The sequence below is a fragment of the Acinetobacter dispersus genome, from assembly GCF_009884975.1.
Taxonomy (GTDB): Bacteria; Pseudomonadota; Gammaproteobacteria; order Pseudomonadales; family Moraxellaceae; genus Acinetobacter; species Acinetobacter dispersus.
Window position 1 is genome coordinate 3,180,797 of sequence record NZ_CP041970.1, and the last position, 26,981, is coordinate 3,207,777.

Consider the following 26,981-nt stretch of genomic DNA (forward strand, 5'->3'; position numbering starts at 1 on the left):
AAGCATTATGCATATTCGTCAGACGGTATATCTACTTTTCTGCTAAATGAATGCAAAAAATCAGACAAAGATAAAAAGTCGGCTATGTTAATATCATCCCCAATGCGGATGATAAAACAGCATAACCATGACTGACGTAGATTTTAAACTGGGTTTACTGATTGAACCTGAACAACTGGTGCCTTATTTAGGCAGCGAGTTGATTCGTATTGTCGATTTAAGCCGAGCTTCGGTATATGAACAATTGCATATTCCTCATGCGATTCATTTACAACCTAAATACTTGGTTGCACAACAAGAACAAGCCAATGGGGTACTACCTGATTTAGCAGGTTTACAAGCCTTAATCGAAAAATTAAATATTTCACCTCAGCATCATGTCGTGGTTTATGATGATGAAGGTGGGGCTTGGGCAGGGCGTTTAATCTGGAATTTACATTGCCTTGGTTTTAACCGCACCAGTTTGATTAATGGTGGCATTCATGGCTGGTTGGGGGCAGGTTTGCCGACCACAGCTGAAGTTGATCCCGTAAAGCCTGTTGCGGATCTATTCCAGATCGATTTAGACACGGTACAACAGCATCGAATTGAATATCACGAATTGTTACAACAGGTCGAACAAGACAATATTCAGCTCTGGGATTGCCGTACCAACGAGGAATATACAGGCTTACGCCTTGCTGCGCGACGCGGCGGTCACATCCCAAATGCACTGCATTTTGAATGGAGTACTGCCCTAAACCGTGAAAATCATCTAAAATTACACCCGCTTGAACGCACACAACAACGTTTAGAACAATTAGGCTTTAATTTACAACAACCTGTGGTGGTGTACTGTCAGTCTCATCACCGTTCTGGCTTGGCGTATATTTTGGCAAGATTGCTCAACTGGCAAGTTAGGGCCTACGATGGTGCGTGGAGTGAATGGGGCAATCGCCTCGATAGTCCTATTATTTCAGGGGAGTCACCGTCTTGAGTTTTGCAGCAGATTTAAAAAAACAATTATTTATCAAAGCACAGAATCTTGTGCCGCAACATCAACTCAGCCGTGTTGTGGGTAAGGTTGCCGCAAGTGAAAATCTTTTGGTAAAAACTGCTGTGATTCAAGCGTTCAAAGCAAAATACGGAATTGATATGAGCATTGCTGAACAAAGCAATGCGCAACACTATAAATCTTTCAACGAATTTTTTACCCGTGCATTGAAAGATGGTGTCCGTGGTATTGATGAGCAAGCGGATAGCATTGTTTGTCCTGCGGATGGTGCGATTTCGCAACTGGGTAAAATCGAAGCGGGTGATATTTTTCAAGCCAAAGGCCAAAGCTTTTCTGCTGAAAAATTGATTGGTGATCCGCAGCTGGCGAAACCATTTATTGATGGTCAATTCGCTACCGTGTATTTATCGCCGAAAGATTATCACCGCGTCCATATGCCATTGGCGGGGACATTGACCGAAACCTTATATATTCCAGGTGAGTTGTTCTCAGTCAATCAAACCACGGCTGAAAATGTACCGGGCTTGTTTGCACGTAATGAACGTATGGTGTGCTTGTTTGATACCGAACTGGGGCGTATGGCGGTCGTTCTAATTGGTGCCATGATTGTGGCTGGGATTGAAACGGTTGCCACAGGCAAGGTAAAACCATCTGGCAAAGTTGAATTGCAGCATCACCAAATGAAATTGGATAAAGGTGCAGAGTTAGGTCGTTTCTATTTAGGTTCAACCGCTGTGGTTTTATTTGAAAAAGATAAAATGGTTTGGGAAGAGCAGTTTAAAGCCAATTCGACGGTGGTGATGGGTGAGCGTTTAGGTCATTCGGTTTAATTTAGATGTGATTTTAAAAAGCTCCAAAATTGGGGCTTTTTATTTAGAGTTTAATTCTTATATATTTTGTATGACGTGAAATAGTCTTAGATAATTTAAAATAAAGGCAAATAATGATGAAATTTTTAATACCACAACTCTCATTTTTTGAATTTTTAGGAATGCTTACTTTTGCAACGATATTCAGTAATTATTTTTTGGATCGACCATTGATCAATATGACTATTTTTATACTGTATTGTATTTTTGCAGGGATATTATCCAGTTTAAATCTGTATATCCGTTATAAAAGAAATACCGCTATTTCTGATTAATTACGATTGCTGTGTATGGACTCATCTTCGGTAGATCAAACATATGATTGAAGATATAAGATATTTAATTATTTTTGCAAAAATTGCAGAGTTTGGTTCAATTTCAAAAGGTGCTAAAGCATTAGGCTTATCTACCACGACAGTGAGTATGCATTTAGCCAAGTTAGAAAAGAATTTGGAATGTGCCTTATTTTATCGAAATACACGGAAAATGACCTTAACTCATGATGGTCAAAAACTTTTAGATACCGCCCAAGTCATGTTGGAAACCTATGAATCAGGTATTTTAGATTTTAAGCAACGTTCTATTCTTAGAAAGACACAGCTGCATATTTCTATTCCTGCGGTTTTTATTCACAGTGAGTTGATGCGCTGTATCACGACATTTTGTGAGGCATATCAGGACTTAACTGTGCATATTACTTGTGATGATAGTCGGACAGATTTGATCGCTGAGAATGTGGATATTGCTGTTCGAATTGGTGAGCTTCCAGATAGTTCATTTAAAGCTCGCTATTTATTTCCTTTAGCCCGAAGTATTGTTGCAACACCTGAATTTTTAAGCCAACAGCAATCCATTACTCATCCTAAAGAGCTGATCAATATGAAATGGATTGGTTTGAGTATGAGAAAAAATAAAAGAATATTGCGGCATCAACACACAGGTGAGGAAGTCGAAATTTCCTATCAGCCTCATATTTATGTGAATAATGTTGAAGCCGCGTATCGATTGGCAAAATTAAATGCAGGGTTGGCAGCGCCTCCTGATGAATTAATCCAAGCTGATCTTGAACAGCAAAATATTGTGAAAGTTCTACCGAATTGGACACTTGAGCCATTGAGTGTGTATGCGGTTTGGCCTGCCAATATTCCAATCAATAGTATTGCACATGCTTTGATTGAGCGAATTTATCAATCATTTAACTCCAAAATAGTTTAATGAGCATGTAGCTTGATAGAATGATTAACGACCCACCCATTATGGTATTCAGGATTTTGAGCTGGCGTGAGTTGGTTAATATTTTAGCGAGTTTATGCCCAGAAATTCCCCAAAGCATTAAACAGATATAGCAGGTAATGAAATAGATGAGAGTAAACAGAATCAAGGGATGATAACTCACGTGGGAAGAAAATAATGAGATACCAGAGAGGCAGGCAATCCATGCTTTGGGATTGAGCCACTGTAAGAGAAACCCATCTATAAAATTGGCTGCTGCAATATTGTTTGATATTTCAACTTCTGCTTTTGAACATATTATTTTTTGCCCGATATAAAAAATAAATAAGCTGCCTAAAATTTCAATGATCATGAAAAATGTAGGGTAATGCATGATGGTTTTAGATATCCCAAAACCTAAAAATATAAGCAGTAAACTAAAACCAATGCTTGCACCTGAAATAAAGGGCAGTGTTTTTTTAAATCCATGCATTAAGCTGGATGAGAGAATGGAAATATTGATGGGTCCCGGTGAGATGGACATCGTGAATGAGAAAATAAACATACTTAAAAGAATGGAAAACTGCATTGTTATGGTCTTTTGAGATCAATCTTAAAAGCAGATGATACAGCGTGGTTTAAATAAGATTAGTCTGGTTTTATCAAAAGCAGATTTTGATTTTTTGGAGGTTTAAAGCTAAAAGGTAATGCATTTTATTTATCAAAAAATAAACATTATTTGGCTAATCAATTGAGTATCTTATCTAAAAATTATAGCTGTTAGAAATAATGAAAATTTACCAAGTAGATGCATTCAGTAATCAATTATTTAAAGGAAATCCTGCTGCAGTTGTCTTACTAGAGCAGTGGTTAGATGATCATATTATGCAGAATATTGCATTAGAAAATAATTTGTCTGAAACCAGTTTTGCTAGAAAAATTGATGATCAAAATTATGAAATTAAATGGTTTTCACCCGTAAAAGAAGTACAGTTTTGTGGTTATGGCACATTAGCGACCAGTTTTATTATTTTTAGAAATCAGCCTGAAATTGAGTCATTGGTCTTTCATGTTGCGCATTTAGGTGAGTTTTTTATTACTCGTGGTGAAAAGGACCAGATCAAAATGAACTTTCCGATACAAACGCCAGATCGCTTGGAGACGATTCCCAAAACATTAAAAGACAGCCTGTCTCAAGAAATTACTGAAGTGTATATCAATCCACAGGCCTATATTGTGGTCTATCCCAATACGCAGGCTGTTTTAAATGAATGTCCTAATTTTGATTTGATTAAAAAACTCGGTGGGCGTCGTGTTGCAATCACCACACTAAATGATGCTATAAATGAAAGACTTGCTCGGTTTGATATCATTTCCCGTTACTTTACGCCATCTATGGGAATTGATGAAGATCCTGTCACAGGTTCATTACATACGTCACTGATACCACTGTGGCAGCCATTACTTAAAAAAGAAAATATTGTCGCTTATCAGGCTTCAAAACGAGGTGGTGTGCTGCATTGTAAGTTACTTGAAAATGATCGAATTGAAATCGCAGGCGAGTGTCGCTTATATCTAGAAGGTGAAATTTTCATTTAATTAATAAACTAAAAACCATGTACGTTTTTGCTTACATCGATTAGGGGCAATGTCCCATTTTCAGCCAAGGCTGAATTGCCTAATATTGACTCATGAGGAACAGGAAGTTCCAAAACATAAAACAAGAATGATAAGTTTGTGCATCAGGACGTGAGATATGACAGGAGTTGTATCTAGTGAAAGGAATACGAAAAAGCCCGACAGGATGTCGGGCTTTTTTTCATTTGAGCTGAAACACAGTCAATTCTTTAGTTTATTTGTTTGGCACTGTAATAGGCATGAATCGATGCTGCACAACGCTCAACGATTAGATCATCATCCTTTTTCCAGATGAGCTTCACTTCACTGAGGGTATTCTCGTCCTGAATTGGAATCAGTCTGACATTGCTAGGCAAAATCACTTTAAATTCTTCGGGTACAATACACACGCCAAAACCATTGGCTACCAGTTCCAGTTGAGACCTTTTCCTCGAATAGATTCTGGTTCTTTTGGGACTAAAACCATTAACCAAACATAAATTGGCTGCCAAATAGCTTAAGCCACCACGGGCTTTATGCGGTACAGAAACAAAATTTAATGGCTCTAATTCACGGATCGATATACTTTCTTTTTCACTTAATAAAGGGTCTGCGATATGGGCAGCAACATATAAGGGGGCCATGTATAAACTGATCGAATTGATATCATTTAAATTATGATAAATCGGGGGACGAATAAAACCCAGATCAATTGTCCCATTCAACAAATATTCGAGCTGTAATTCAGAGGATAGGGTGTTCATTTCGATATCAATGTTATGGATATCACAGAGCTGCTCAAAGATTTCCAACTTGTTTTGATCCAACACAATACTACTGGAATGGGCAATTTTAATGATTCGACCTTCACCACGGCTGATACTTTGGGCACTAACAATGGAACTTTTTAAATGATCGATATTGGTTTTTAAACTTTTATATAGTGCTTCACCTGCAGGTGTGAGTCTAATTTTCTTCTCAGATCGATCAAAAATTTCAAAACCGATTTCTTCTTCTAAATTTTTAATTTGTCTGCTTAGGGCCGATTGAGCAATAAATAGCTTTTCCGAGGCAGCAATAAAGCCGCCAGTTTCAACAATCGTGATTAGATAATTGAATTGTTTGAATGTCCACATATCTCAAAATTAGATCATTGCTTGTTTTTTCTATATTAGATTAGATGGAAGAAATCTTATACCTTTTTTATAGATCCTTAATTTAGGTAGCTGAACATGACAATGAAAAACAAGATGTTGACCTTGATTGCTGCTGTAGTGATTTGTTTACTGGCGCAAAGCTACGATCAGTATATGGGTGTGATGAAGACAGAGCAGACTATTGATTTATTGGGAGATTGATAAGTTTTCCGTACCCAGTTCCATATAATAACTGACTTTTTAAAGGATGAGAAAGCTCAGCAGTGTACGCTTTTTCTTACATTGATTAGGGGCAATGTCCCATTTTCTACCAAGGCTGAATTGCCTAATATGAGTTCATCAGGAACAGGAAGTTCCAAAACATAAAACAAGAATGATAAGTTTGCGCATCAGGACGTGAGATATGACAGGAGTTATATCTAGTGAAAGGAATACGAAAAAGCCCGACTTGGATGTTGGGCTTTTTTTATGCGCGATGGATTTGTTTTTCCCACAGTTCAATCAAAAGCTGCATCGACTTACTCAGCGGCTTATAAGCCGGCCAAATCGCATGAATCGGCATATCCAGCCCATTGGTGGTATCGAGAAAGGCTAAGCGCACCAAACTGTGTTTGGCAAAATGTGTTTGCACTACGGAAAGCGGAAAATTACCCCAACCGAGACCTTGTTCCACCATATCAATTGCCATGGATAAATTATCGCTGTACCAATAAGAATCTGAGACCAATACTCGACTATCAGGTAGAGGGTAATGTTTGCTTGCAACAATAATCTGTCTGAGTTCAGATAACATGGTGAGTTCATTTTTATTATGTGCTTTGAGCTGTTTCGCATCTGTAGGGGAAACCGCAGCAACGAATTGTTCCATCCCAAGCAAGCGGAAGCGTTCATTGTTATCGAGTTGTGATGAGCTATACGCGATATACAGATCGATCTCGTTACGGTGTAGCCGTGTTTTGAGCTCTTGTTGTGGTGCACTGACTATTTCAATATTTAACAAAGGATAGCGTTGAATCAACTGTTCAATCCCTGCCAATAAAAACTTTTGATTCACATCTGCGGCGATACCAATACAGAGACTGGTCTCGAGTCCCGTTGAAAGTTCAGTCAGATGCAGGTCGAGCTGACGTAATTTGGTCACAATCAGTCGGGCATGTGGTTCGATTGAAAGCGCGACTTCTGTCGGGGCGAGATGATTTTTACTACGTTCAAATAATTTTAAATTTAACTCTGCTTCTAGGTTGGCAATCGCCATGCTGACCGCGGAAGGGACTCGATTTAGGGCGCGCGCCGCTGCGGAAAAATTACCACGATCAATAATTTCAAGAATCAGTTCAAGCTGTTCGCTATTGAGTTTCATGGTCATTCCCTTGTCAGTAAATCTGATGACGATTGACTTTTTTTATCAAATTTAAAGCGTAAAATCCACTCATTATTGATTTTAAGGTGTGGTCATGCAAGGAACCAAGAGAAGAGTCACTTACGTATTTTTCTATGAAGTTTTGAGCTTTTTTATCTGTGCGATGGTATTGGCGGTGCTTTCAGGCACGACCATCAGCCATACAGGGCCTTTGTCGATCTTGATTGCTGTGATCGCAGTGACGGTCAATTTCTTTTATAACTATGTATTTGAGATGTGGGAAAAGAAGCAGACATCAAAAAAACGTACGGTACTCAGACGTTTGGCACATGCCATTGGCTTTCAAATTGTCTTGGTGATGATTTTGATTCCCCTGATTGCCTGGTGGATGCAGATCAGCTTAGTCAAAGCCTTCTTGCTCGATTTTAGTTTGATGGTGCTGATTCCATGTTATACCTTTGTTTATAATTACTTTTTTGATCATATTTTTGGTTTACCCAGCCATTTGGTTGAGCCAGCAGCGCTGAGTGCCAAAACCAGCTCTTAATCTACAGTTTTATGGTTAAATTTATAAAAAAGAGTGCATAAATTGCACTCTTTTTTATGTGAAATATAAATTATTACTGTGACTGAATTTAAATCATTAAAGTCGAATCCAGGTCATATTACGGAAACTATTATTGCTTGGGTTTTTGGCATTGATACTCAGCATTTTGCCTGTTTTGCTTAAACGTGCACTCAGGTTGTATTTATGGCCATCATAAGGATTGAGCCAAACGCCTTGTCCAAATTCCTCATTTTGATTCAACATCTTTAGACCGGTTAGGACTTCCATGCCGATAATCTGCTGATTTTTTAAAGCACCCGTACATGCTGTACATAAGGTTGGCGCAGCCTCCTTGGCAGAAGGATACATTTTGACAATCACCGCACTGTATTGCTCGATTGCAGAATGTTTGCGAATCACGATATCAGACAGGTACGACCCCGTACGCTCATCCACGACTTTCCAAGTACCAATCAGTGGATCTGTCGGAGCAGCGTGAATCGCCAAAGGCGTATTGAGCCCAAGTAATAGAACACAAGTGCGAAGAAAAGAAGTATTTAGCATGAGCATGGCATCAAAAAATAGAAATAATGAAATGAAACAACAATTTATTATATTGTTTTAGTGGAATGATCACATCATATTTAAGGGAACTTGGCAGTTCCCTTCAGGTTTAAATCATGCGATATAAGCGTTCTTTCGGGAACACTGCGGTAAAGGTCGAGCCTTCATTTTCTTTAGAGGTAATTTCCAAATGCGCTCCGTGTTGCATTAACACGTGTTTCACAATTGCCAATCCAAGTCCAGTTCCACCTGTTTGACGGCTACGTGCGCTATCGACACGGTAGAAACGTTCTGTTAGACGCGGCAAATGTTTTGGGTTAATCCCGATCCCATTATCCTGTACGGTGAAGTACGCATGATCACCATCTTCATGCCAGCCAATGGTGATAATACCGCCAGCAGGGGTGTATTTAATCGCATTGGTGATTAAGTTGCTGAATGCACTGGCAATTTCGATATCGGAACCGATCAGGTCGCAATGGCTATCAATATCCAGATTCAAGGTATGACCATAATCGAGATTGTAGGCGCGAGCATCATCAAAGATTTGATTCATCAGATTGGCCATATCAATAATCTGATTTTTCGCGACTTTTTTATTATTTTCTAAATTAGATAGCAACAATAAATCATTAACCAAAGCATTCATACGCTTGGTTTGCGACTGCATTTGCGTGAAAGCACGTTTCCAGCGCGGGGTAATGTCATCTTGATCAATAAAGGTTTCGATATAACCACTGAGTACGGTAAGCGGTGTACGTAATTCATGTGAAATATTATCAACAAAGTCTTTACGCATTTGCTCGAGGTTGTGTACTCGCGTGGTGTCATAAGCGACCAATAGACGACTTTCGCCGCCGAAGCGGGTCAGTTTGACTTGCACATAACGTTCTTCATCCATCTGTGCTTGCAGGCGGATACCATCAGGAGATTGATCACTGTGGTTAAAATATTCAATAAAACTGGGTTGGCGCAAAATCGACAATAAATTGCGACCACGATCCAAGGGGCTGATCCCTAACAGCTTTTCAGCAGCAGGGTTCCACCATTCGATTTGATGTTGATCATCAATTAAGACTACGGCTTCGGCCAATGCCACCAAAGAGGATTGCGCGCGATCAATTAAACCCACCATTTCGGCTTGAACAATCCGTTCTTGGCGTTGTGCACGGTAGACATTGAACAGTAATGCACCCCAGATCCCATTCAGATTTGGGGGGACATCATAAGGGCGATTGGAAATCCATTCATTGACCAGATAAAGCGAGCGGAGCTGTAGCATGAAAAACAGCACAAAGGCGACAAAAATACAGCTCCAGAAGTATCCCACCCCGAATCCGACTAAGCTCGCAATCAATAAGAAAAAAAGTAACAGTCTTAAATCTTGCTTTGCAAAGGTCCACAAACTGCTGTAGCGAAAACGTTGGTGTTCACGTGCCAGTTCAGGGACGGGATAAGGTTCATACATAAAGGATTTTTAACCTACTGCTAAATCTGCTCGTGTCGAGAAGCGATAACCTGTGCCACGAACGGTTTGTACAAAACGGTCGACACCAAAAGGCTCTAACACTTTGCGTAAACGACGAATATGCACATCAATGGTACGGTCTTCGATATAGACATTGCCACCCCAGACTTGATCTAGGAGTTGAGCACGCGTATAGGCGCGCTCGGGATGGGTCATAAAGAAGGCCAATAAACGATATTCAGTTGGACCCATCTCTAAAATACTGTTGCCGAAACTCACGCGCTGGCTGACAGGATCAAGTAATAAGCCATTGGCATCAATCACTTTCTCACCGCTCAATGCATTGGCACGACGTAATACCGCTTTGATACGCGACACCAGTTCACGGGTTGAAAATGGCTTGGTCATATAATCGTCTGCACCCGCATCAAGACCTTGTACTTTATGGTCTTCTTCGCCACGTGCAGTCAGCATGATTACAGGAATCTCGGCCAAGTTTTCATCGCGTTTGAGGCGGCGGCATAAATCTACACCACTCACACCACCCGGTAGCATCCAATCCAGCAAAATAAGCGCAGGACGCTGATCAACGATAATCTGATGCGCTTGTTTGGCATCCTCTGCTTGTAAACATTGGAAGCCTGCCATATCTAAAGAGGTATGGATCATTTCGCGGATCGGTAGCTCATCATCGACAATTAAAATATAGTCATCTTTCACAGCGCAATACCCTTAAAATCTGTAACGGTTTAACCGTTTTGTTGTTATGACAGGCTTATTACAAAGATTAATTATGACAATATCATTGCAAAAGAATTAATAAAGTCGAATTTAGCAATAAATTGTGACAATCGTAGGGCAGCATGGTGACGAATTTATGACAATCTGCTTAGCAATAAAGCAAATAAATTCATTTGCTTAACTAATGTGTAGTTTAACAGCTTTGCGTGTCACAAAACTGTAAAACGATTTTAATTTTTTTGCGAGGTGGTTTCGATAAAAGACAAAAAGACAGCACAGCAGGCTGACAAAACATCTTCCAAAGGCTGTTTGAAGCCTTCCGAGACCCAACGAATAATAATATGCGTGACATAACCATTTAAGCCCGTTGCCATGAGCGAGACTTCTTCAGCACTTTGTGGCGCATTCGGCATGGTGATCATCACAAAGCCTTGAATGATACGATCGAACTGGGTCAAAGTCTCTTGAATGGTGGCTTGATTATGCAGATCTTGCACCAGCATCGCATCAATATAAATAATTCGTGCCATACGAGGATCATCTTTAATGGCATTCAGTAATGCAGAGAGGCCAGCATTCACCATATTCTTCGGTTCTGGCGCAGCCATCAGAACAGCTTGGGTTAAGCCGGTTTGCATTTTTTCAATCATTTTTAAGAACACGGTTTGAAACAGTTCTTCGCTTTTCTTAAAAGATTCATAAAAATAGCGTTCAGTCAGCTTGGCTTCATTACAGACATCTTTGACGGTAACCGAGAAAAAGCCTTGTGTGCCGTAGGTTGCAATACCTGCTTCAATCAATTTTTCACGACGTGCTTCTTTGCGCTCGGTTAAAGAAAGACCTTTAAATTGTCGTTCTTTCGCTTCTGTATTCTTTTTCTTGCTTGTCGCTTGATCTTGAGTTGCCATTGAGAAAACCGTTCCCTAAAAAGTCTTTAAATCGTGTGTCTAATATTTGCATTTCAACTATGTTGTGCTGACTAGCATAACCAAATTTTGAAAATATGCCTTGTCTCTTTTAAACATCATCAGTCATGAAATGTAAATAGGCCTATTATGACATGTAGGATGTTGGTTATTGCCATTTGTCTTAAAGCTAGAGTGTACTATATTGACAACACGTATTGTCAAAATTATATTGGTTACAGGTTAAACAGCACATGGTCTGAGCGAATATGTGCGTATCATTCGCAGTACAAAGGATAGGCAATGAAAAATTTTAAAAATAAAGTCGCAGCGATCACCGGTGCAGGTTCTGGGATTGGACAACAATTGGCAGTTTTATTGGCGAAACAAGGCTGTCATTTATCGTTGAGTGATATCAATGAAAAAGGCCTGACGCAAACTGTTGAATTAGTGAAACAGTATCCGGTAACAGTGACCACCAAAGTCCTCGATGTTTCAAACCGTGATGCGGTGAAACAGTGGGCGCAAGAGACTGTACAGGATCATGGTTCAGTCAATTTGATCTTTAATAACGCAGGCGTAGCACTTGGCTCAACTGTCGAAGGCGCAAGCTATGAAGATTTAGAGTGGATCGTTGGGATTAATTTCTGGGGTGTGGTCTATGGCACCAAAGAATTCCTGCCATTCATCAAACAAACCAAAGATGGTCATATCATCAATATCTCCAGTATTTTTGGTTTAACCTCGCAACCAACGCAATCGGCGTATAACGCAACTAAATTTGCGGTACGCGGTTTTACTGAATCATTACGTCAGGAATTGGATATCGAGAAGGGCGGTGTCAGCTCACTCTGCGTACATCCAGGCGGGATTCGTACCAATATCGCCAAAGCAGCGAAAATGAATGACAGTTTGAAGAGCTTGGGCATGGACCCAAACAAATCAATCAAGCAATTTGACAAGTTCCTGCGCACCCCACCAGAAGAAGCAGCTCGTCAAATTTTAAATGCAGTATTGAAAGATAAACGCCGTTTATTGATTGGTACTGATGCACGTATCGTGGATTCGTTCCAGCGTTTATTCCCGACGGGTTATCAACGTATTGCAGCGCTTGCAACCAAGATGATGTAAGTCATCAGCATAAAAAAAGCCATTCTCTGTGAATGGCTTTTTTATATCTGTCAGAACAAGCAGATTTTAAACAATCTGAGTTCGGTTGAATTCCTCTCTAACCTATTGAAAATGATTAGCTTGGTGGAATCTTGCCATGTTCTCACCCAATTTTAGGATCAGCCTGCGGCTCGCCCTACTTTTGTTTTGGCAAAAGTAGGCAAAACCATGGTCATCTACAAAACCTGTTCTATTCTTGGATTTATTAAAATATATCGCAAAAACATTATTTTGTTTACACCTCGCAGGTTGTAGATGACGTTTCCGAGTACCATATTTAGCCTCGCGCTCAGGTTAAATAAGGACTTTAATCTTGGTCTTTTTCCAAAAGAATTGATAATAAAAGGCTTGGAACAGACATAGACAAACAAAGGATAGCGCATAGGCAATCCAGATGCCGGTTAAACCCCACAATGAACTAAACCAATACGCGCATGGCACTTCGATCAGAACAATTGTGAAAATATTGATGAGCATTGGGATATTGACCGCACCACTGGCACGCATAATCGATGCAAAAATAGCACTGGCACCAAAGAATAGAATCGACCATAACACGATAAATAACAGTTGCTGACCCAGCTCAATTACGCTGTGATCGGTAATAAACAGTGCCATCAGATATTTTGAGAACAAATAAGCCAAGGCAATCAAACTACCGGTAAATAAGAAATTCATACCTAAAGCGGTACGGGTGACTTTGGCCAATAAATCAGGCTTACCTGCACCAATCGCTTGTGCAGCAAAAATTGAAGCGGCAATCGAAATCGACAAGGCTGGAAATTGAATATAATTCAGTACCTGATTGACTGCGCCATAAGCTGCGGTGGCATGTGCACCATAATGGTTAATCAAGCCAATAATCACCAAACCCGCTAAGGAAGTGGTGACCATTTGAATCCCTGTTGGAATACCGAGTTTTAAAATTAATTTACTCAGCTCAGCATCATGGCGAATATGTTGCAGCAATAGCCCATCAATTTTCAGTGGGTGATTTTTATAGTTTAGATAAATTGCTAAGAAAATCAGCACCGCGGCATAACCGATAATGGTTGCAATCGCAGGGGCAACAATACCTAAAGCCGGAAAACCAAAATAACCTTTCAGTAAAACGGGGGTTACGCCCAAACCAATCAAGCTAGTGAGGCTCAGTGCAATCAGTGGTGTCACACTATCACCGACCCCACGCAAGATCGAGGTATAAATTATATAGACGAACAGTAAGGGGCTGCCCACCAACATCCATTGCACATAAGGCAAGGACAGGTGCATCACTTTAGGATCAGTACCCAGCAACTCCAAAATATGTTTGGCGAAGATCAGACCCAAGATCGCAATAATGCTGCCGCCGATCAAGGTCATAAATACGGTGGAGCCAATCACGGAACGGACTTTTTCCAGATTCTGCGCACCCCATGCCTGCCCAATCAGCACCGTGGAGCCTGCGGAAATCCCGATCACAAAAGCCAGTAAAAAGAACAGGATGGGGAAGAATACCGATACAGCGGCAATTGCATTCACACCCATCATTTGACCGACAAAGATGGTATTAATGGTTCCTGACAGATTTTGTAAAATATTGGTGGCAATCAGCGGCACTAGAAACACAAAAAAGGTTTTCCAGAGGTTCGGTTGCATGACCAAGGGTTGGCGTGGTGTCATTCAGTTTCCTTCACGCTTCATCCTGAAACGATTGTATTTTTTTCAACATAACATGATCAATTGTGTTGAAGATGAGGGTTCAGTTTCTTTTTGTTGATCAACATTGTACGAGGATTTCACCTGCGCGTTGCAGTGTTTGATCGGTTTTGGCAAAGCAAAAACGAATTAAGCGTAATGATGCTGGTGCTTGTTGGTAGAACACCGAAATTGGAATGGCCACAATTTTATGTTGCTCCGCAAGGAATTGGCACATCTCGATATCATTAAGATCAGGACGAATAGCACTGTAATCCAGATTTTGGAAATAAGTGCCTTGAGATGGGATGAAGTCGAAACGTGAATTTTGAATTTGGGCATTGAACAGATCACGTTTCGCCTGATAAAAACTTGGCAATTCTTGAATATGCTCAGGGTGTTGTTGCATATAGTTGGCAAGTGCAATCTGGCACGGGGTGGTGCCACAGAAATTGGCAAATTGATAGATCTGGCGGAACAGGCGCATAAGTTGTGGCGCAGCAACACAATAGCCGGTTTTCCAGCCTGTGACATGATAGGTTTTGCCGAAAGAACCAATCACGAAACTGCGTTCACGTAATTCTGGGAATTGCAGTGCACTATGGTGTTTGTGCCCATCAAAAATCAGATGTTCATAGACTTCATCGGAGAGTACCACGATATTTTTATCTTGAATCAAATCAATCAACTGACGCCAATCCTGTTCTGACCAAATTGCCCCTGTTGGATTGTGTGGGGTGTTGACAATAATCATGCGAGTGTTGGCATTGATACTGTCTTTGACCTTTTGCCAATTCACCTGAAAACTTGGTGCATCTAAATGGATATGTACTGATTTTCCACCTGCTAACTGAACCGCAGGGGCATAGCTGTCATAGCTTGGATCGAAAATAATCACTTCATCGCCTGCATGGATACAGGCTTGAATGGCGCAGAAAATTGCAATAGTTGCACCAGGGGTAATGGTGATTTCAGTGACTGGATCGAGTTGCAGTTGATCGCGTGCTAAGAATTGCGTCGCCAGTTGTTGTCTTAAGGCTAGTACACCATCACCCGCAGGATATTGGTTATAGCCTGAAAGTGTGGCTTGGCTGAGGGCTTCGAGCAATACTGGTGGCGCAGGAAAATCGGGGAAACCTTGAGACAGGTTCAGGGCATTGAGTCGTTGTGCGAGTTCAGTCATGACACTAAAAATGGTGATACCTTGGCTTGGGAGTTTTGACTGAAGTTGCAACATCGGATGTCCTTTTTAATATCTAATTTCTTTTTTACGATGACTCTGCATAGCCTCGCATGCTGTGAGAAATTATATGTAATTTGCATAGGCATGTTTTACTTTTCAAGGATGAAAAGTAACAAAATCCTTTGTAGTGCTGACGGCCCATCCTTGAGGCCGCAGCACTACGGGCGGCATCCATGCCGCCGTCACGATAGTTGATTCCAACTTAAATTGAGCTAGAGAACTTTACGATTTGATTTATTTACAAAACATTTTCAACAATGGCACGAATCACACCGAGTGCTAAACCAATAAACGCACCGACAATCACACCGTTGACGCGGATCATATGCAAATCACCGCCAACTTCACTTTCGATTTTGGCAATCATTTCACGCGAATCCCATTCATGAATACGCTCACTGATATAACGAATGATCTTGTCGCTATATTGCTCACTGAAGTTGGTGGCTAAACCGACCATTTTTTCATTCAGTACCTGACGGACTTTTTCATTCTGAATCAGGCTTTCACCGAGCTGCTGTATCGCTGCTTGTAAATTGGTGGCAATGCCTGAATCTTCCTGCATTAAATCAGTTTTGATGGCATCACATAAAATCGCCACAGCACCACTGATAAAGTTCAGCACTTGTGGGCTATCGAGCAAGGCATCTTTACCACGATTTAAACGTTGGCTGGCTTCACTGTCTGTTTCTGCCAGTTGTAGCATCAGTGAATGCGTGGTCGCTTCAATGTCCTGTCGCCAAGGATGGTCAGGATTGGCTAGCATCGATTCAACTTTTTCGATTAAGGAATCAATAGTCCTTTGTTGTACATCAATACCGATCCAGCTTGCACCTTTAGCCAGTTTCCAAACGCCTAATTCTTGGAATAATTTACGTGACAAATCACGTGCTTCTTCAGGATGAGACACCATCCATTCATGTGCGAGATCTAGTCCACGCTGCAACACATCTTGATGGAAATCATTTTCCAGCACGGCACGCAGCATTTCACTGGCCAGTTTATTGACCTTGGTACTTCTGACCCATTGCACACTATTATTTTGCACAAAGTGGGCAATCTGATCTTGGCTGACAAATTCAAAAATTCTCGGCACAGTGTGCTGGATCATCTGCACCACATGCTGATTGTTCTTAGGATTAGCCAGCCACTGACCTACCGCCAAACTGATATCGGCATTTTGTAAGCTACGTTCCACAATTTGTGGTGATAAGAAATTTTCCTGTACAAAGCGTCCCATTGATTCGGCAATGCGGGCCTTATTGCGTGGAATAATTTCAGTGTGATCACGCAACAGTTTGGGCAGTGGCATTCTACCGAAAGGATTGCGGAATAAGACTGTGACCGCATACCAATCGGCTAAGCCACCGACTACACCAGCTTCTGCACCGAGCATAAAAATATGGATAAGCCATTTATATTCAGGGAGAAAATGTGCCGCGACCATTAAAGCGACCCATGACACCACTGCAATAATCAGTGCCATGGTGGCGAAGTATTTACTTCTCTGTAAGCTTGGGACGTGGATTTCTTCGACTGAACTCATTGAGCCATCCTTTTAATTTACTTTTTGTTTTGAGGCGGTGCAGGTGGCTGCAACACTTCTCCTGTTGGACTCAAGCCATATTTAGGCCCTAAGGATTGTAAAATCAGCTGTGCATCAAAGGCATCTGGTGATTGCTGTTGCGTCTTAAAGCACTCGATAGTATACGACACTTGAATTGGATCAATATTGACCACTTGTGGAGTATCGTAGAATGGATCCGGCCAAAAGGCAGGATGACGACGATAATAACCATAAGGATAATAAGATGGTGTCGGATAAATTACCGCCTGACGAGGTGCTTTATGACGGGCATTGCTTGGATCGTCCACCACACTAAAATAACGGAACCCATTTTTGACCGTGGTTTGCGCTGCTTTAAGTAGAGTGATTTCCTCAGCCGTACCATAACTCAAATTGTTATCTGCTTGGAAACCAACGCGGTAAGTTTTGTTATTTAACGGATAAGCGGTGAACTGACCGAGTTGGTCAAAGGTTCTGGGTTTGGAAGGAACCGTTGCACATCCTGCAAATGTCAATGCGACAAGGAGCGGGGTGCATATTAATAAAGCTTTCATATGCCATTCCTTTATTCAGTGTCGAGGGAGATCGACTTAGAAACTGCTATTGGGTTGAGTTAAAAATTCCAGTTCTTCTGCGCTTGAGCTACGGCCTAAAATTGCATTGCGATGCGGATAACGCCCAAAACGATCAATGATCACTTTATGCTTTTTCTCAAAGTTTAGGTTAATTTCATTGCCTAAACGTTGGAACAGTTTTAGTGCAAACTCATGTATGAGCTTAGATTCACTATGCATAAAAGGCATATATAAGAATGAACGCTGTTCTGGACTGAGTTGTGCATCCAGTTGTAAGCTAATCGCCTCTTGCGACAGGGTCAAAGCTAAACTGTCATAGGCAAAGGCCTGTGCCTGATCTCGATATAAATTTCGTGAGAACTGATCGAGGACAATGATTTCAGCCAAACGACCTTCAGGTGTTTGACGCCATGACCACAGCTCTGCCTGAGCTGCCTGATGATGAATATCTGCAAATGATGCGCGAATTTTCGCATCAAAATCATCACTTTTGGCAAACCAAAGTGCACGATGATCGGGGTCAAACCAAAAATTAAGAATGTCCTGCGCTTGCATGGGCGAGTATCCATTGGAAGATTTATTTTTCAATAAAATCACAATTTCAGCGTGTCTTATGTAACAAGATTGTGATAAAAATTGCCAAACTAAATCAGATGACTAGATCGTAATTGTCGTTATAATTGGCTGAGTCGAAGGGATTGGCATTTTCATTATGTCTGTAGAGTCGACGAAGTCGCTACCATGAATTTGGTCGACTGATCTTGAATAAGCGAGCATAGAATATGAATCAACCCAGCCTTACTTCCTCTGTGATACCAACTTGGGTAGATGCCTCGCTATTAAAGGGGATGTTACGCGGTATTGAGCGTGAAAGCCTACGCATGCAAAGCAATGGATTCTTATCACAACAAAATCACCCAATTGCTTTAGGTTCAGCACTCACACATCCGCATATCACCACCGATTATTCAGAAGCATTGATGGAGTTTATTACCACGCCACAAACGACTATTGCTGCCGCTTTAAATGAGTTGAGTGATATCCATAGTGTCGTGCATCAGCAGCTTGAAGAGGGTGAGAAACTCTGGCCTTTGTCGATGCCATGTATGCTGGATGATAACGAAGAAAATATTAAACTGGCGCAATATGGTAGTTCCAATATTGGTCGCTTTAAAACCTTATACCGTCGTGGTTTAGGCGTACGTTATGGTCGCCGTATGCAAACTATTTCAGGCGTTCATTATAATTTATCTTTTCCAGAACAACTGTTTGCTGTTTTGCAGCAGCATGAAAGCAATCCAGAGTTAAAGCAGCTCAGTCTGCAAGATTATCGTAGTCACCGTTATTTTGGCTTGATCCGTAATTTTATTCGTCTGATTCCTTTGGTGATGTATATGTTGGGCGCGAGTCCATCGGTGTGTCGTTGCTTCCTGACAGGTCGTCAGCATCATTTACAACCACTAGTCAAAGGCACTTTATATTTACCTGAAGCGACTGCACTGCGGATGGGGCGTTTGGGCTATCAAAACTCAGCACAAAAAGAGTTAGGAATTCATTATAACGACCTGCATGATTATCTCGATGGCTTACAAAAAGCTGTGCATACCCCATATCCAGAATTCACTCAGCTCGGTTTAAATGATGAACAGGGCGAGCCAATTCAGATTAATGATCATGTGCTACAGATTGAAAATGAATATTACAGTCTGGTGCGTCCGAAACAGGTCCCACAAGCGGGTGAAACACCGTCACAAGCCTTAAAAAATCGTGGCGTTGGTTATGTCGAATTGCGTGCAGTGGATGTGAATCCGTATAGCGCAATCGGGATTGATGAAATTTCGGCAGGTTTCCTTGAGAGTTTAGCCTTGTACTGCCTACTCAAAGACAGTCCAGATCTCTTTGCTGAAGAACAAGAACAGATTGATCGGAACCAAACTGAAGTGGTCAATCGTGGTCGTGCAGCTGATGCCAAGATCGAAGAGGGAGATCGCTCGGTTTCGTTGAAAGACTGGGCACAAAACCATTTAACTGCAATTCAAGCCTGTGCCAATATCCTCGATCAAATGGATGATACTCAGCTGTATCGTGATGCGATTCAGGTGATGCAACAACGCTTAGATCATGTCGAAAACACGCCTTCAGCACATGTGATTGCAGACACTTTGCAACATGGTGGTACATGGAATTTTGGTAGTGTCATGGCACAGCAACATATTGATCATTATAACCAGCATCCATTGAGTGAAGAACGCAAACACTATTTTGAACAATTGGCGCAAACTTCGTTGCAAAAACAGGCGCAACTTGAACAAGATAACGACATGAGTTTTGAACAATATCTTGCACAATATCGTTAAAATTTTAGAGGACTTCCCATGCGATGGAATTACCGCTTAGTTAGTGCATTGCTTGTACTGACCAGCATTATTGGTATCTCATTTGCGTTGTATTTAGAACATGTGCAGGGTTTGGATCCTTGTCCACTCTGTATTTTCCAACGCCTTGGCTTGATTGGAATGGGTTTAATTGCACTTGTCGCATTTATCCATAATCCAGTTTCAAGTGGTTTCAAACGCTTTTATGCATTTTTGGCAACTTTATCAATTGGCTGGTCTGTTGGTGTTGCTGCCCGCCATGTTTGGTTGCAAAGCCTACCGCCTGATAAAGTGCCGAGTTGTGGACCCGGTTTAGATTATTTGGTTGATGCTTTACCGATGAAAACCGTATTGCAAGAAGTGCTTTCGGGTTCAGGTGAATGTGCCGCGGTTGATTGGACTTTCCTCGGACAATCATTGCCAGTGTGGTCCCTTGTTTATTTTAGTTTGATTTTATTAATTTGCTTATGGCAGCTGTTTAGAAACTATAGTATTTCTCCAAAATAATAGAACAGTTTTCATAATATTTTAAAACCCGAAATGTGAATGCATGTTTCGGGTTTTATTATTCTCAATAACTAAACAAGTTGTGCCATTTTGTTGCTTAAAGGCTTTTTTTGTGGACAGATAGGTCTGTTTTTTGTAAAGTTCAGCCGATTCCCCGTACAATCTGATTATAAAAAATGCTTTTTAATATATTTAATGTATTAGAAAAAATAGGGCTAAATGCACACAAACGTGCCATCCACGTACAATTTTCTAATAATCTACTGAATAATCAAGTTTTTTTACAACGCATACAAGGCCAGCATCAACTCAATGTGGGTTTGGAAGCAGAGCTGATTTGTCTTTCGACCAATGCCCAAATTCCCTTAAAACAATTTATTGGGACTCAGGTTGCAGTTGATCAGATCACCGATTCAGGGCAACTGTTTCGCACCACAGGGATTGTGACTGAGGCCAGTTATGGACAAAGTGATGGTGCATTAACTCTATATAAGCTGACTGTAAACGATGCGACCTATTTATGGCAGAAGCGCCGTAATAGCCGTGTTTTTATGAATAAAACTATTGTGGAAATCACCGAAGTTTTGTTCAAAGAATGGCAAGAGAGAAGTCCACTTTTTGCAGCAAGTTTGAGTCTTGATCTGAATGGCTTAAGTCAGCATTATGATATACGCCCATTTGTGATGGGGCATAATGAATCTGACTATTCTTTTCTCACACGTTTATGGCGGAGTGAAGGCATTAGCTGGCTGATTGATGAAGCTGAGCTTTTTGTGCCGCATTCAAGTACCCCTGTCAAAGCACAGAAGCTAAGATTGATTGATGATAATAGTCAATATCAAGCTTTGGCTCGACGGAGTATTCGTTATCATCGTAGCAGTGCCACTGAATTCCAAGACAGCATGACCAGTTTTGTGGCGGTGCGTAGCTTGCAGCCGACTGCGGTGCATCTGCAACGTTGGCAGCCCGATGCCTTGGCACAAGAAGAAGGTGCAGGTTCAGTCGTTACCAGCCATAACCATTCGGACAGTTTCGACTCTGCCAGTTTAAGCCTTGAGCAGGCATGGCATATCAGTCCAGCTTGGATGCAAGACTTAAAGGGTGAAGACCAAGCCACGGTTTCAGGCGGCAGTCAGTTAGAAAAACTGAATCAGCAATTCAATGACATGTATGCCAGTCAAGCCAAGTATTTTAAGGCGTACAGTACCGTGCGCGATAGCCAAGTTGGTTATTGGTTTAATCTCAGGGAACATCCTGAAATTGATCAGCATGCAGGGGCCGATCAAGAGTTCCTGATTATTGCCAAGAATTTCTATAATCAAAATAATTTACCGAAAGATTTACAGCAACAGGTAAGTCAACTGCTCAGCCAGAGCCGCTGGGATCAACACGGCTATGACGATGCAGAGCGTCAGGGTAATGAACTGACCTTGATTCGCCGTCAGATCAAGATCACCCCTGAATATGATCCAGAGTTGCATCGTCCGATTGCCTATCCGCAACGCGCCAAAGTAGTGGGGCCCGAAGGGGAAAATATTTATGTGGATGAGTGGGGACGGATCAAGGTCCGTTTTCTGTTTACCCGTAGTGATGATCATGCACATGATGGCGGTGCAGGCAGCAATGACAATGACACCGATTCAGCATGGGTGGATGTCCTCACGCCTTGGGCGGGGGAAGGTTATGGTGCACGTTTCTTACCACGTATTGGCGAAGTCGTCGTTATCGACTTCTTTGATGGCAATATCGACCGTCCTTTTGTGATAGGGCGAATCCATGAAGCACAACGTTCTCCAGCCAAGTTCGATGTCAAAGGGCAGCTTCCCGACACTAAAAAACTCAGTGGTATCCGCAGTCAGGAGGTCAATGGGAGTGGTTTTAACCAGTTACGCTTCGATGATACAACAGGGCAAATCAGTACTCAGTTGCAAAGTAGTCATGCTGCAACACAGCTGAATTTAGGTAATTTAAGTCACCCTAAAGTGCAGGAAACCAGCAACGGTCGTGGTGAGGGCTTCGAGCTCAGAACGGATGCTTGGGGTGCTGTGCGGGCAGGCAAAGGTATGCTGATCAGTACCTATGCCCAAGAACAGGCGATTGCTGATCATCTGGAAGCTGCGCAAGCGCAATCATTGTTGTCACAGGGCTATGACAGCATGAAAATGCTCAGTGAAGTGGCTGCAAAGCAACAGACAGATGCGCTGAATGTGATTAACCGTTTACCGAAGTTTATTCAGTCATTGGAGCTTAAAACCACGGGACAAGCACTGGATAGCACTTTAAATCTATTTAAAGAAGGGATGAGTAATGATCCGATTCATGCTTTAAAGGATTGTGGTGGTTTTATTGAGGATATTGGTGCCCTCGGCGGCAATGCCAAAGGTGCGGTAGATGAGTTTAATGCGTTCTTTAGTGATGCCAAAGATGCGGTTGAAAATCTGAAAGAGTTCATTGAAAACGTAGAACAGCATAGCGCTGATATTGTCAAAGGCAAGCTTGCCAGTATTAAAGATCAGATTCAGCAAAACCCGTTCGAAAGTATTAAAGAAGTCGGCAACGTTTTGGCCAATGTCAATATTAAAGATTTTGAGCTGATGAGTGCCTGCGGAACCTATAGTAAAGGCAGCAAGTTAGAAATTACCCCGTCCAAAGCATTGAGTTCGTTACAGGGCTTTATGGAGGGCTATACCCAAGGTTTGGAAAGCAGTTCGAATGCCAAACAGCAAGAGCAAGGCAAGATTTTCAGACAGGCGCTGATGTTGTTGGCATCGCCGAATGGGATTGCATTAACCACGCCTGAAAATATTATCTTACAGGCCTCTCAGGATATTGCCGAGAGTGCCAGTGGTTCAATTAATTTGAGTGCACAGAAGAATATTATTGGGCATGCACAGGGCAAGATCAGTTTGTTTGCTGCACAAAAGGGCTTTAGGGCGTATGCAGCAAAAGGGAAATTGGAGCTGCAGGCGCAGGATGATGCGATTGAAGCGATTGCCAAGAAGGTGATTAAACTGATTTCAACTGAAGATAAGATTGAAATCACCAGTCCTAAAGAGATTGTACTAACAGCGGGTGGTTCTCAGTTGAAGATCAATGCCAACGGGGTGTTTTCAACCACAGGTGGTAAGTTTGAGAGTAAGGCTGGTCAGCATTTGTTTGTGAGTGGGGCTAAAGTTTCATATGAGGTTCCTGAATTACCCAAAATAGGACCGTATGCTGTTGATTTCTTATTCTCAAGTTTAGCCGGTACGGGGATAGAAAATGCAAAAATACAGATGTATGAGCCAGATAAAAAAGAAATTATTTGGGAAGGGGTGACGAATTCAACAGGAAAAAGCAATTTATCAATGCAAGAAGAATCAAAACGATACGAAGCATTGATTGGTTTTGATGAATGGTCAAGTATCTTTGATGATGAGGATAAATACCAAGAAGAAAATGACGATGAATTTGAAATTGGTGAGCATGGTTTGCAAGCTGAAAAAAAAGATTTGGAACAATAGGTAAGTCTATATGTCAAATGTTTATATAGTTAAATCTGGTGATACTCTTTGGGGAATCTCAAGAAAACATCGTATTACAGTAAAAGAGCTTGCGAGAATTAACTCATTATCAGGCAGAATGATTCATAACTTAAAAATAGGGCAGAAAATTCATTTAAAAGATGAATCTAGTAGCGGCCATAAATATGAAACCCAATTAAAAATAGTTTTAATGGATCTTTCTTTTAAACCAATCTTAAAAGCTACAATTCAATTGGATTTTGATGGCAAGAAAATTATAAAGAATACAACTAATGGCATATTTGATGATATAGGAATAGAAGACCATTCTAAGGGGATAAAAGTATTCTTCAAAAATATAAATGGCAGCTTTGATTTAATTGCTGACCATAAAACGCTTCCCTTAGGCCGGAAAGTATTAAAACTAACTTCAAGAAAAATTAAAGTCGAAGGATCACATTATGTAAAAGAAGGCTTACTTAACGAGACTGTATCTGAAATTAAAAATAATTTAAAAAGGGCCGGAAAGCCGATAATCGATGGAGTTTCTTCAGCACTGGAAAGTCTATCGAGTACAAAAAAACCTCATCAGCCCCAAAGAGCAGCATCTAAAGAAAAAAATCAATTACCTGAAGAAAGACAAGAGCAGAAACGAACTGATGCTGGTAATAGTACACATATAATTGCTGCACAATTTACAGAAGATAATTTTTTATTAAAGCCAGTTAATAATAAATATAGAGCTTATATTGTGAGCGCTGCTAAGCGACATGGTTTTACTGCACATTCATTAGCAGCTGTTATCGATGCCGAAGCAGCAAAAATAAAAAAAACAGGGGAGTGGAATGTTAATAGTAAAGCGAATTCTAGTTCTGCTGCTGGGTTGACTCAATTCTTAGATGGAACATGGCTCGCTATGTGTAATGATAGGAGTTCATTAGTTGGGCAATATGTAAAAAATAATCCAAAATTAACTAAAGAGCAAAAATTAGATTTGAGGTTCAATGCAGAAATGGCAATTGATGCTGCCGCTGCGTATGCTGTTAGTAATTTTAAAACTTCTGGTCTTCCTTATCAGAATTTAAGTGAGCCAAGTTCAATGGCAAAGTTTGCTTATTTGTTACACCATGAGGGGGCTTCAGGAGGAAAGAATTTTGTCTTAAATACTTTAAGCTCAGAACGAGCTAAGAAACTATTGTTTATTCAATTTGGTAAAAATGGCACTAAACAGGCTGAAGAATTCTTAAAAAGGTATAAAGGTGATGCGAAAGCAGCTTATGGAGCGTGGCTAAGAAATTATATTGATGGGCACATCAATATTTATCAGTATGTCGTTGATAAGAGTAAAACTTCGGGAATAAACCTAAGCATGGAGGAAACAATTAAGCTATTAAAAGGACAATCAGTACCATCCCCTATTTCTAAAGAGCAAAAAGTAACCTCACCAGTAGCGACACAAACTACTAATACTCAACAATCAGCACCAAAGAGTGAGAGCAATAAACCTCAAGTTCAAAGTGATGAGAAAACTGTGGGAGGGGATGAAGGCTGGCATAATCCTTTACTTGATTGTAAGTTGCGGACAGCTGGCTTAGCTAACGCAAAAGGCGCAACCTTTGGTAAAGTAAGAAATAATGGAACCAAAAATCACCAAGGCGTTGACTTACAGGCTAATCCCGGCACAAAAATATATGCTGTCTGTGGAGGGGTGATTGTTTTTGCTAAGGACTCTGGTGGTGCGTATGGTAAAGTTATTGTTTTAAGGGTTGATATAAATGATTTAGCGGAAAAACAAAAAAAATATGCTCAAAGTAAACTTACAAAAAATCAATATGTCTACTTTTTTTACGCTCATTTGTCAGATATTAATGTGGATAAAGATGATCCAGTGGATACTGGAGAGGAAATTGGAAAGACAGGTTCAACTGGCAATGCGAATAAGATGACGGCAATTTCCAATGGTGCTCATCTTCATTTTGAAGCAAGGAGCGCTCCTTTATTAGGCGTTGGATTGGATGGCAGGATTGACCCTATACCATTTATAAATGCGAATTTACCGTATTGATTTTGAGGTTTTTATGAAATTTATGAACACTTTTGCAATGATAATCGCCTGTGGTTTTTCTTTTAATGTTTGTTATGCAAAAGAAAATTCTTCTTGGAGTGATTATTTACAAGATTCTACCCAAGTAAAATCACCTGTGGAATATATAGACACATATAATAAATATTCTGTTATTAGTCCTAGTTTGAAAATAAAACTAACAGATTTTGGTAATGTTGATAAAACAAAGAAAAATATTAACTACACATTAAAGAAATATGGGGTTCAAGTTTTAAATGGAAAAGATGTATATAATGTATTTGAAACAACAGCCCCTTTGAAGTCTAATGTTGATTTTACTTTGCTATATCATGATAAAGATATTGTTGCTTTTAGAATGAAAGAAATTAGTACTGTTGATTACGTTAGAGTTCCTTTTAAAAAATTTCAGGTCACAACTTACTTATATAATATAAGAAATAATAATTTTACCGAAATACCAGTAATACTCTCTAACAGTGACGATGGTAATGAGAAAACAGATCTACTAATTGGTGATCAGGTAACATATGATGCTAAGAAAGGGCAGTATACGTATCTTGCAAATGTTAAAACTTATAAAGATGGAAAAACCTCCCCATTCAAAATTACTCTTAATGTTAATCTAAAATGTATTTCATCAATCTTAGGTTGCGAAACTACAGGTGTTTTAGCAGCTGAAAAAGAAATTAAATAACTAAAATTGGATTCTAGGGTTTTATTTAATACCTAAACCCTAGAATGATAATTAATATAAATAGTAAGGATGAAACTATGTGTTTATCGTGTTTTTTTAAAGTCAATTTTTTAAATGTGTATCATGAATAAATTATTATAACTATTTAAT

24 protein-coding genes are annotated in these 26,981 nt (G+C 40.5%); 12 read left to right on the top strand and 12 right to left on the bottom strand.

Annotated features, from left to right (window positions below):
* The first annotated feature begins 127 nt into the window (after nucleotides 1-127).
* From FPL17_RS14635 to FPL17_RS14645, 3 genes are all read left to right on the top strand, one after another.
* Nucleotides 128-976: a sulfurtransferase gene (locus FPL17_RS14635; RefSeq protein WP_159885787.1), complete on the top strand. Its 849-nt coding sequence runs from the start codon at nucleotides 128-130 to the stop codon at nucleotides 974-976.
* Nucleotides 973-1,824, top strand: coding sequence for an archaetidylserine decarboxylase (asd, locus tag FPL17_RS14640; RefSeq protein WP_159885789.1), 852 nt, complete (start codon nucleotides 973-975; stop codon nucleotides 1,822-1,824). The genes FPL17_RS14635 and asd overlap by 4 nt, the downstream gene beginning before the upstream one ends.
* Nucleotides 1,825-2,181: 357 nt before the next feature.
* Nucleotides 2,182-3,078 carry a LysR family transcriptional regulator gene (locus tag FPL17_RS14645; RefSeq protein ID WP_005317252.1) on the top strand — a complete coding sequence of 299 codons (897 nt, stop codon included), beginning with the start codon at nucleotides 2,182-2,184 and terminating at the stop codon, nucleotides 3,076-3,078.
* Here the strand turns inward: FPL17_RS14645 and FPL17_RS14650 are convergent.
* Nucleotides 3,059-3,664, bottom strand: coding sequence for a LysE family translocator (locus tag FPL17_RS14650; RefSeq protein WP_159885791.1), 606 nt, complete (start codon nucleotides 3,662-3,664; stop codon nucleotides 3,059-3,061). The genes FPL17_RS14645 and FPL17_RS14650 overlap by 20 nt on opposite strands.
* A 200-nt stretch (nucleotides 3,665-3,864) precedes the next feature.
* On the opposite strand from FPL17_RS14650, the gene FPL17_RS14655 reads away from it, so the two are divergent.
* Complete coding sequence (locus FPL17_RS14655; protein WP_159885793.1) at nucleotides 3,865-4,674, top strand: PhzF family phenazine biosynthesis protein; 810 nt, start codon at nucleotides 3,865-3,867, stop codon at nucleotides 4,672-4,674.
* A gap of 248 nt (nucleotides 4,675-4,922) precedes the next feature.
* On the opposite strand, the gene FPL17_RS14660 is transcribed toward FPL17_RS14655, so the two are convergent.
* A complete protein-coding gene (locus tag FPL17_RS14660) occupies nucleotides 4,923-5,828 on the bottom strand; it encodes a LysR family transcriptional regulator (RefSeq protein ID WP_159885795.1) in 906 nt (301 codons plus the stop codon).
* Between the two features lie 96 nt (nucleotides 5,829-5,924).
* On the opposite strand from FPL17_RS14660, the gene FPL17_RS19075 reads away from it, so the two are divergent.
* A complete protein-coding gene (locus FPL17_RS19075) occupies nucleotides 5,925-6,050 on the top strand; it encodes a hypothetical protein (RefSeq protein WP_004803494.1) in 126 nt (41 codons plus the stop codon).
* Between the two features lie 265 nt (nucleotides 6,051-6,315).
* On the opposite strand, the gene FPL17_RS14665 is transcribed toward FPL17_RS19075, so the two are convergent.
* A complete protein-coding gene (locus tag FPL17_RS14665) occupies nucleotides 6,316-7,209 on the bottom strand; it encodes a LysR family transcriptional regulator (protein WP_159885797.1) in 894 nt (297 codons plus the stop codon).
* Between the two features lie 94 nt (nucleotides 7,210-7,303).
* On the opposite strand from FPL17_RS14665, the gene FPL17_RS14670 reads away from it, so the two are divergent.
* Complete coding sequence (locus FPL17_RS14670) at nucleotides 7,304-7,756, top strand: PACE efflux transporter (RefSeq protein WP_159885799.1); 453 nt, start codon at nucleotides 7,304-7,306, stop codon at nucleotides 7,754-7,756.
* A gap of 96 nt (nucleotides 7,757-7,852) precedes the next feature.
* Here FPL17_RS14670 and FPL17_RS14675 read toward each other — a convergent pair whose 3' ends face one another.
* From FPL17_RS14675 to FPL17_RS14690, 4 genes are all read right to left on the bottom strand, one after another.
* Nucleotides 7,853-8,320 carry a DUF2147 domain-containing protein gene (locus tag FPL17_RS14675; RefSeq protein WP_159885801.1) on the bottom strand — a complete coding sequence of 156 codons (468 nt, stop codon included), beginning with the start codon at nucleotides 8,318-8,320 and terminating at the stop codon, nucleotides 7,853-7,855.
* Nucleotides 8,321-8,429: 109 nt separating this feature from the next.
* Nucleotides 8,430-9,788 carry a phosphate regulon sensor histidine kinase PhoR gene (gene phoR, locus FPL17_RS14680; protein ID WP_151715387.1) on the bottom strand — a complete coding sequence of 453 codons (1,359 nt, stop codon included), beginning with the start codon at nucleotides 9,786-9,788 and terminating at the stop codon, nucleotides 8,430-8,432.
* Between the two features lie 9 nt (nucleotides 9,789-9,797).
* Nucleotides 9,798-10,508 (bottom strand): phosphate regulon transcriptional regulator PhoB, encoded by a 711-nt coding sequence (gene phoB, locus FPL17_RS14685; RefSeq protein ID WP_004803505.1) that lies wholly within the window; start codon nucleotides 10,506-10,508, stop codon nucleotides 9,798-9,800.
* Nucleotides 10,509-10,759: 251 nt separating this feature from the next.
* Complete coding sequence (locus FPL17_RS14690; RefSeq protein ID WP_159885803.1) at nucleotides 10,760-11,437, bottom strand: TetR/AcrR family transcriptional regulator; 678 nt, start codon at nucleotides 11,435-11,437, stop codon at nucleotides 10,760-10,762.
* A gap of 300 nt (nucleotides 11,438-11,737) precedes the next feature.
* Here FPL17_RS14690 and FPL17_RS14695 point away from each other — a divergent pair, with 300 nt between their 5' ends.
* The gene (locus tag FPL17_RS14695) at nucleotides 11,738-12,565 is read left to right on the top strand and encodes an SDR family NAD(P)-dependent oxidoreductase (protein WP_004657060.1); all 828 of its coding nucleotides are present in this window, start codon (nucleotides 11,738-11,740) and stop codon (nucleotides 12,563-12,565) included.
* Nucleotides 12,566-12,898: 333 nt separating this feature from the next.
* Here FPL17_RS14695 and FPL17_RS14700 read toward each other — a convergent pair whose 3' ends face one another.
* The 5 genes from FPL17_RS14700 to FPL17_RS14720 all read right to left on the bottom strand — a co-directional run bounded on the left by FPL17_RS14700 (nucleotide 12,899) and on the right by FPL17_RS14720 (nucleotide 18,221).
* Nucleotides 12,899-14,266 (bottom strand): MATE family efflux transporter, encoded by a 1,368-nt coding sequence (locus FPL17_RS14700; RefSeq protein WP_159885805.1) that lies wholly within the window; start codon nucleotides 14,264-14,266, stop codon nucleotides 12,899-12,901.
* Between the two features lie 97 nt (nucleotides 14,267-14,363).
* Nucleotides 14,364-15,518, bottom strand: coding sequence for a pyridoxal phosphate-dependent aminotransferase (locus FPL17_RS14705; protein ID WP_159885807.1), 1,155 nt, complete (start codon nucleotides 15,516-15,518; stop codon nucleotides 14,364-14,366).
* 244 nt (nucleotides 15,519-15,762) lie between these two features.
* Nucleotides 15,763-17,070 (bottom strand): DUF445 domain-containing protein, encoded by a 1,308-nt coding sequence (locus tag FPL17_RS14710; RefSeq protein WP_033132724.1) that lies wholly within the window; start codon nucleotides 17,068-17,070, stop codon nucleotides 15,763-15,765.
* A gap of 17 nt (nucleotides 17,071-17,087) precedes the next feature.
* Complete coding sequence (locus FPL17_RS14715) at nucleotides 17,088-17,645, bottom strand: CC0125/CC1285 family lipoprotein (protein ID WP_005185999.1); 558 nt, start codon at nucleotides 17,643-17,645, stop codon at nucleotides 17,088-17,090.
* A 36-nt stretch (nucleotides 17,646-17,681) separates the two neighbouring features.
* A complete protein-coding gene (locus FPL17_RS14720; RefSeq protein ID WP_159885809.1) occupies nucleotides 17,682-18,221 on the bottom strand; it encodes a DUF924 family protein in 540 nt (179 codons plus the stop codon).
* 227 nt (nucleotides 18,222-18,448) lie between these two features.
* Between FPL17_RS14720 and gshA the strand changes: the two genes are divergently transcribed.
* The 5 genes from gshA (at nucleotide 18,449) to FPL17_RS14745 (ending at nucleotide 26,831) form a co-directional block, all read left to right on the top strand.
* On the top strand, nucleotides 18,449-20,023 hold the full coding sequence (gshA, locus tag FPL17_RS14725) for a glutamate--cysteine ligase (protein WP_159885811.1): 1,575 nt from the start codon (nucleotides 18,449-18,451) through the stop codon (nucleotides 20,021-20,023).
* A gap of 18 nt (nucleotides 20,024-20,041) precedes the next feature.
* Nucleotides 20,042-20,548 carry a disulfide bond formation protein B gene (locus FPL17_RS14730; RefSeq protein WP_159885813.1) on the top strand — a complete coding sequence of 169 codons (507 nt, stop codon included), beginning with the start codon at nucleotides 20,042-20,044 and terminating at the stop codon, nucleotides 20,546-20,548.
* 176 nt (nucleotides 20,549-20,724) lie between these two features.
* Nucleotides 20,725-24,051, top strand: a complete 3,327-nt coding sequence (locus FPL17_RS14735; RefSeq protein ID WP_159885815.1) for a type VI secretion system Vgr family protein — start codon at nucleotides 20,725-20,727, stop codon at nucleotides 24,049-24,051.
* A gap of 10 nt (nucleotides 24,052-24,061) precedes the next feature.
* Entirely contained in the window at nucleotides 24,062-26,116 is a 2,055-nt protein-coding gene (locus tag FPL17_RS14740; RefSeq protein ID WP_159885817.1) for a peptidoglycan DD-metalloendopeptidase family protein, read from the top strand.
* A gap of 13 nt (nucleotides 26,117-26,129) precedes the next feature.
* Nucleotides 26,130-26,831 (top strand): hypothetical protein, encoded by a 702-nt coding sequence (locus tag FPL17_RS14745; RefSeq protein ID WP_159885819.1) that lies wholly within the window; start codon nucleotides 26,130-26,132, stop codon nucleotides 26,829-26,831.
* The last annotated feature ends 150 nt before the right edge of the window (nucleotides 26,832-26,981 follow it).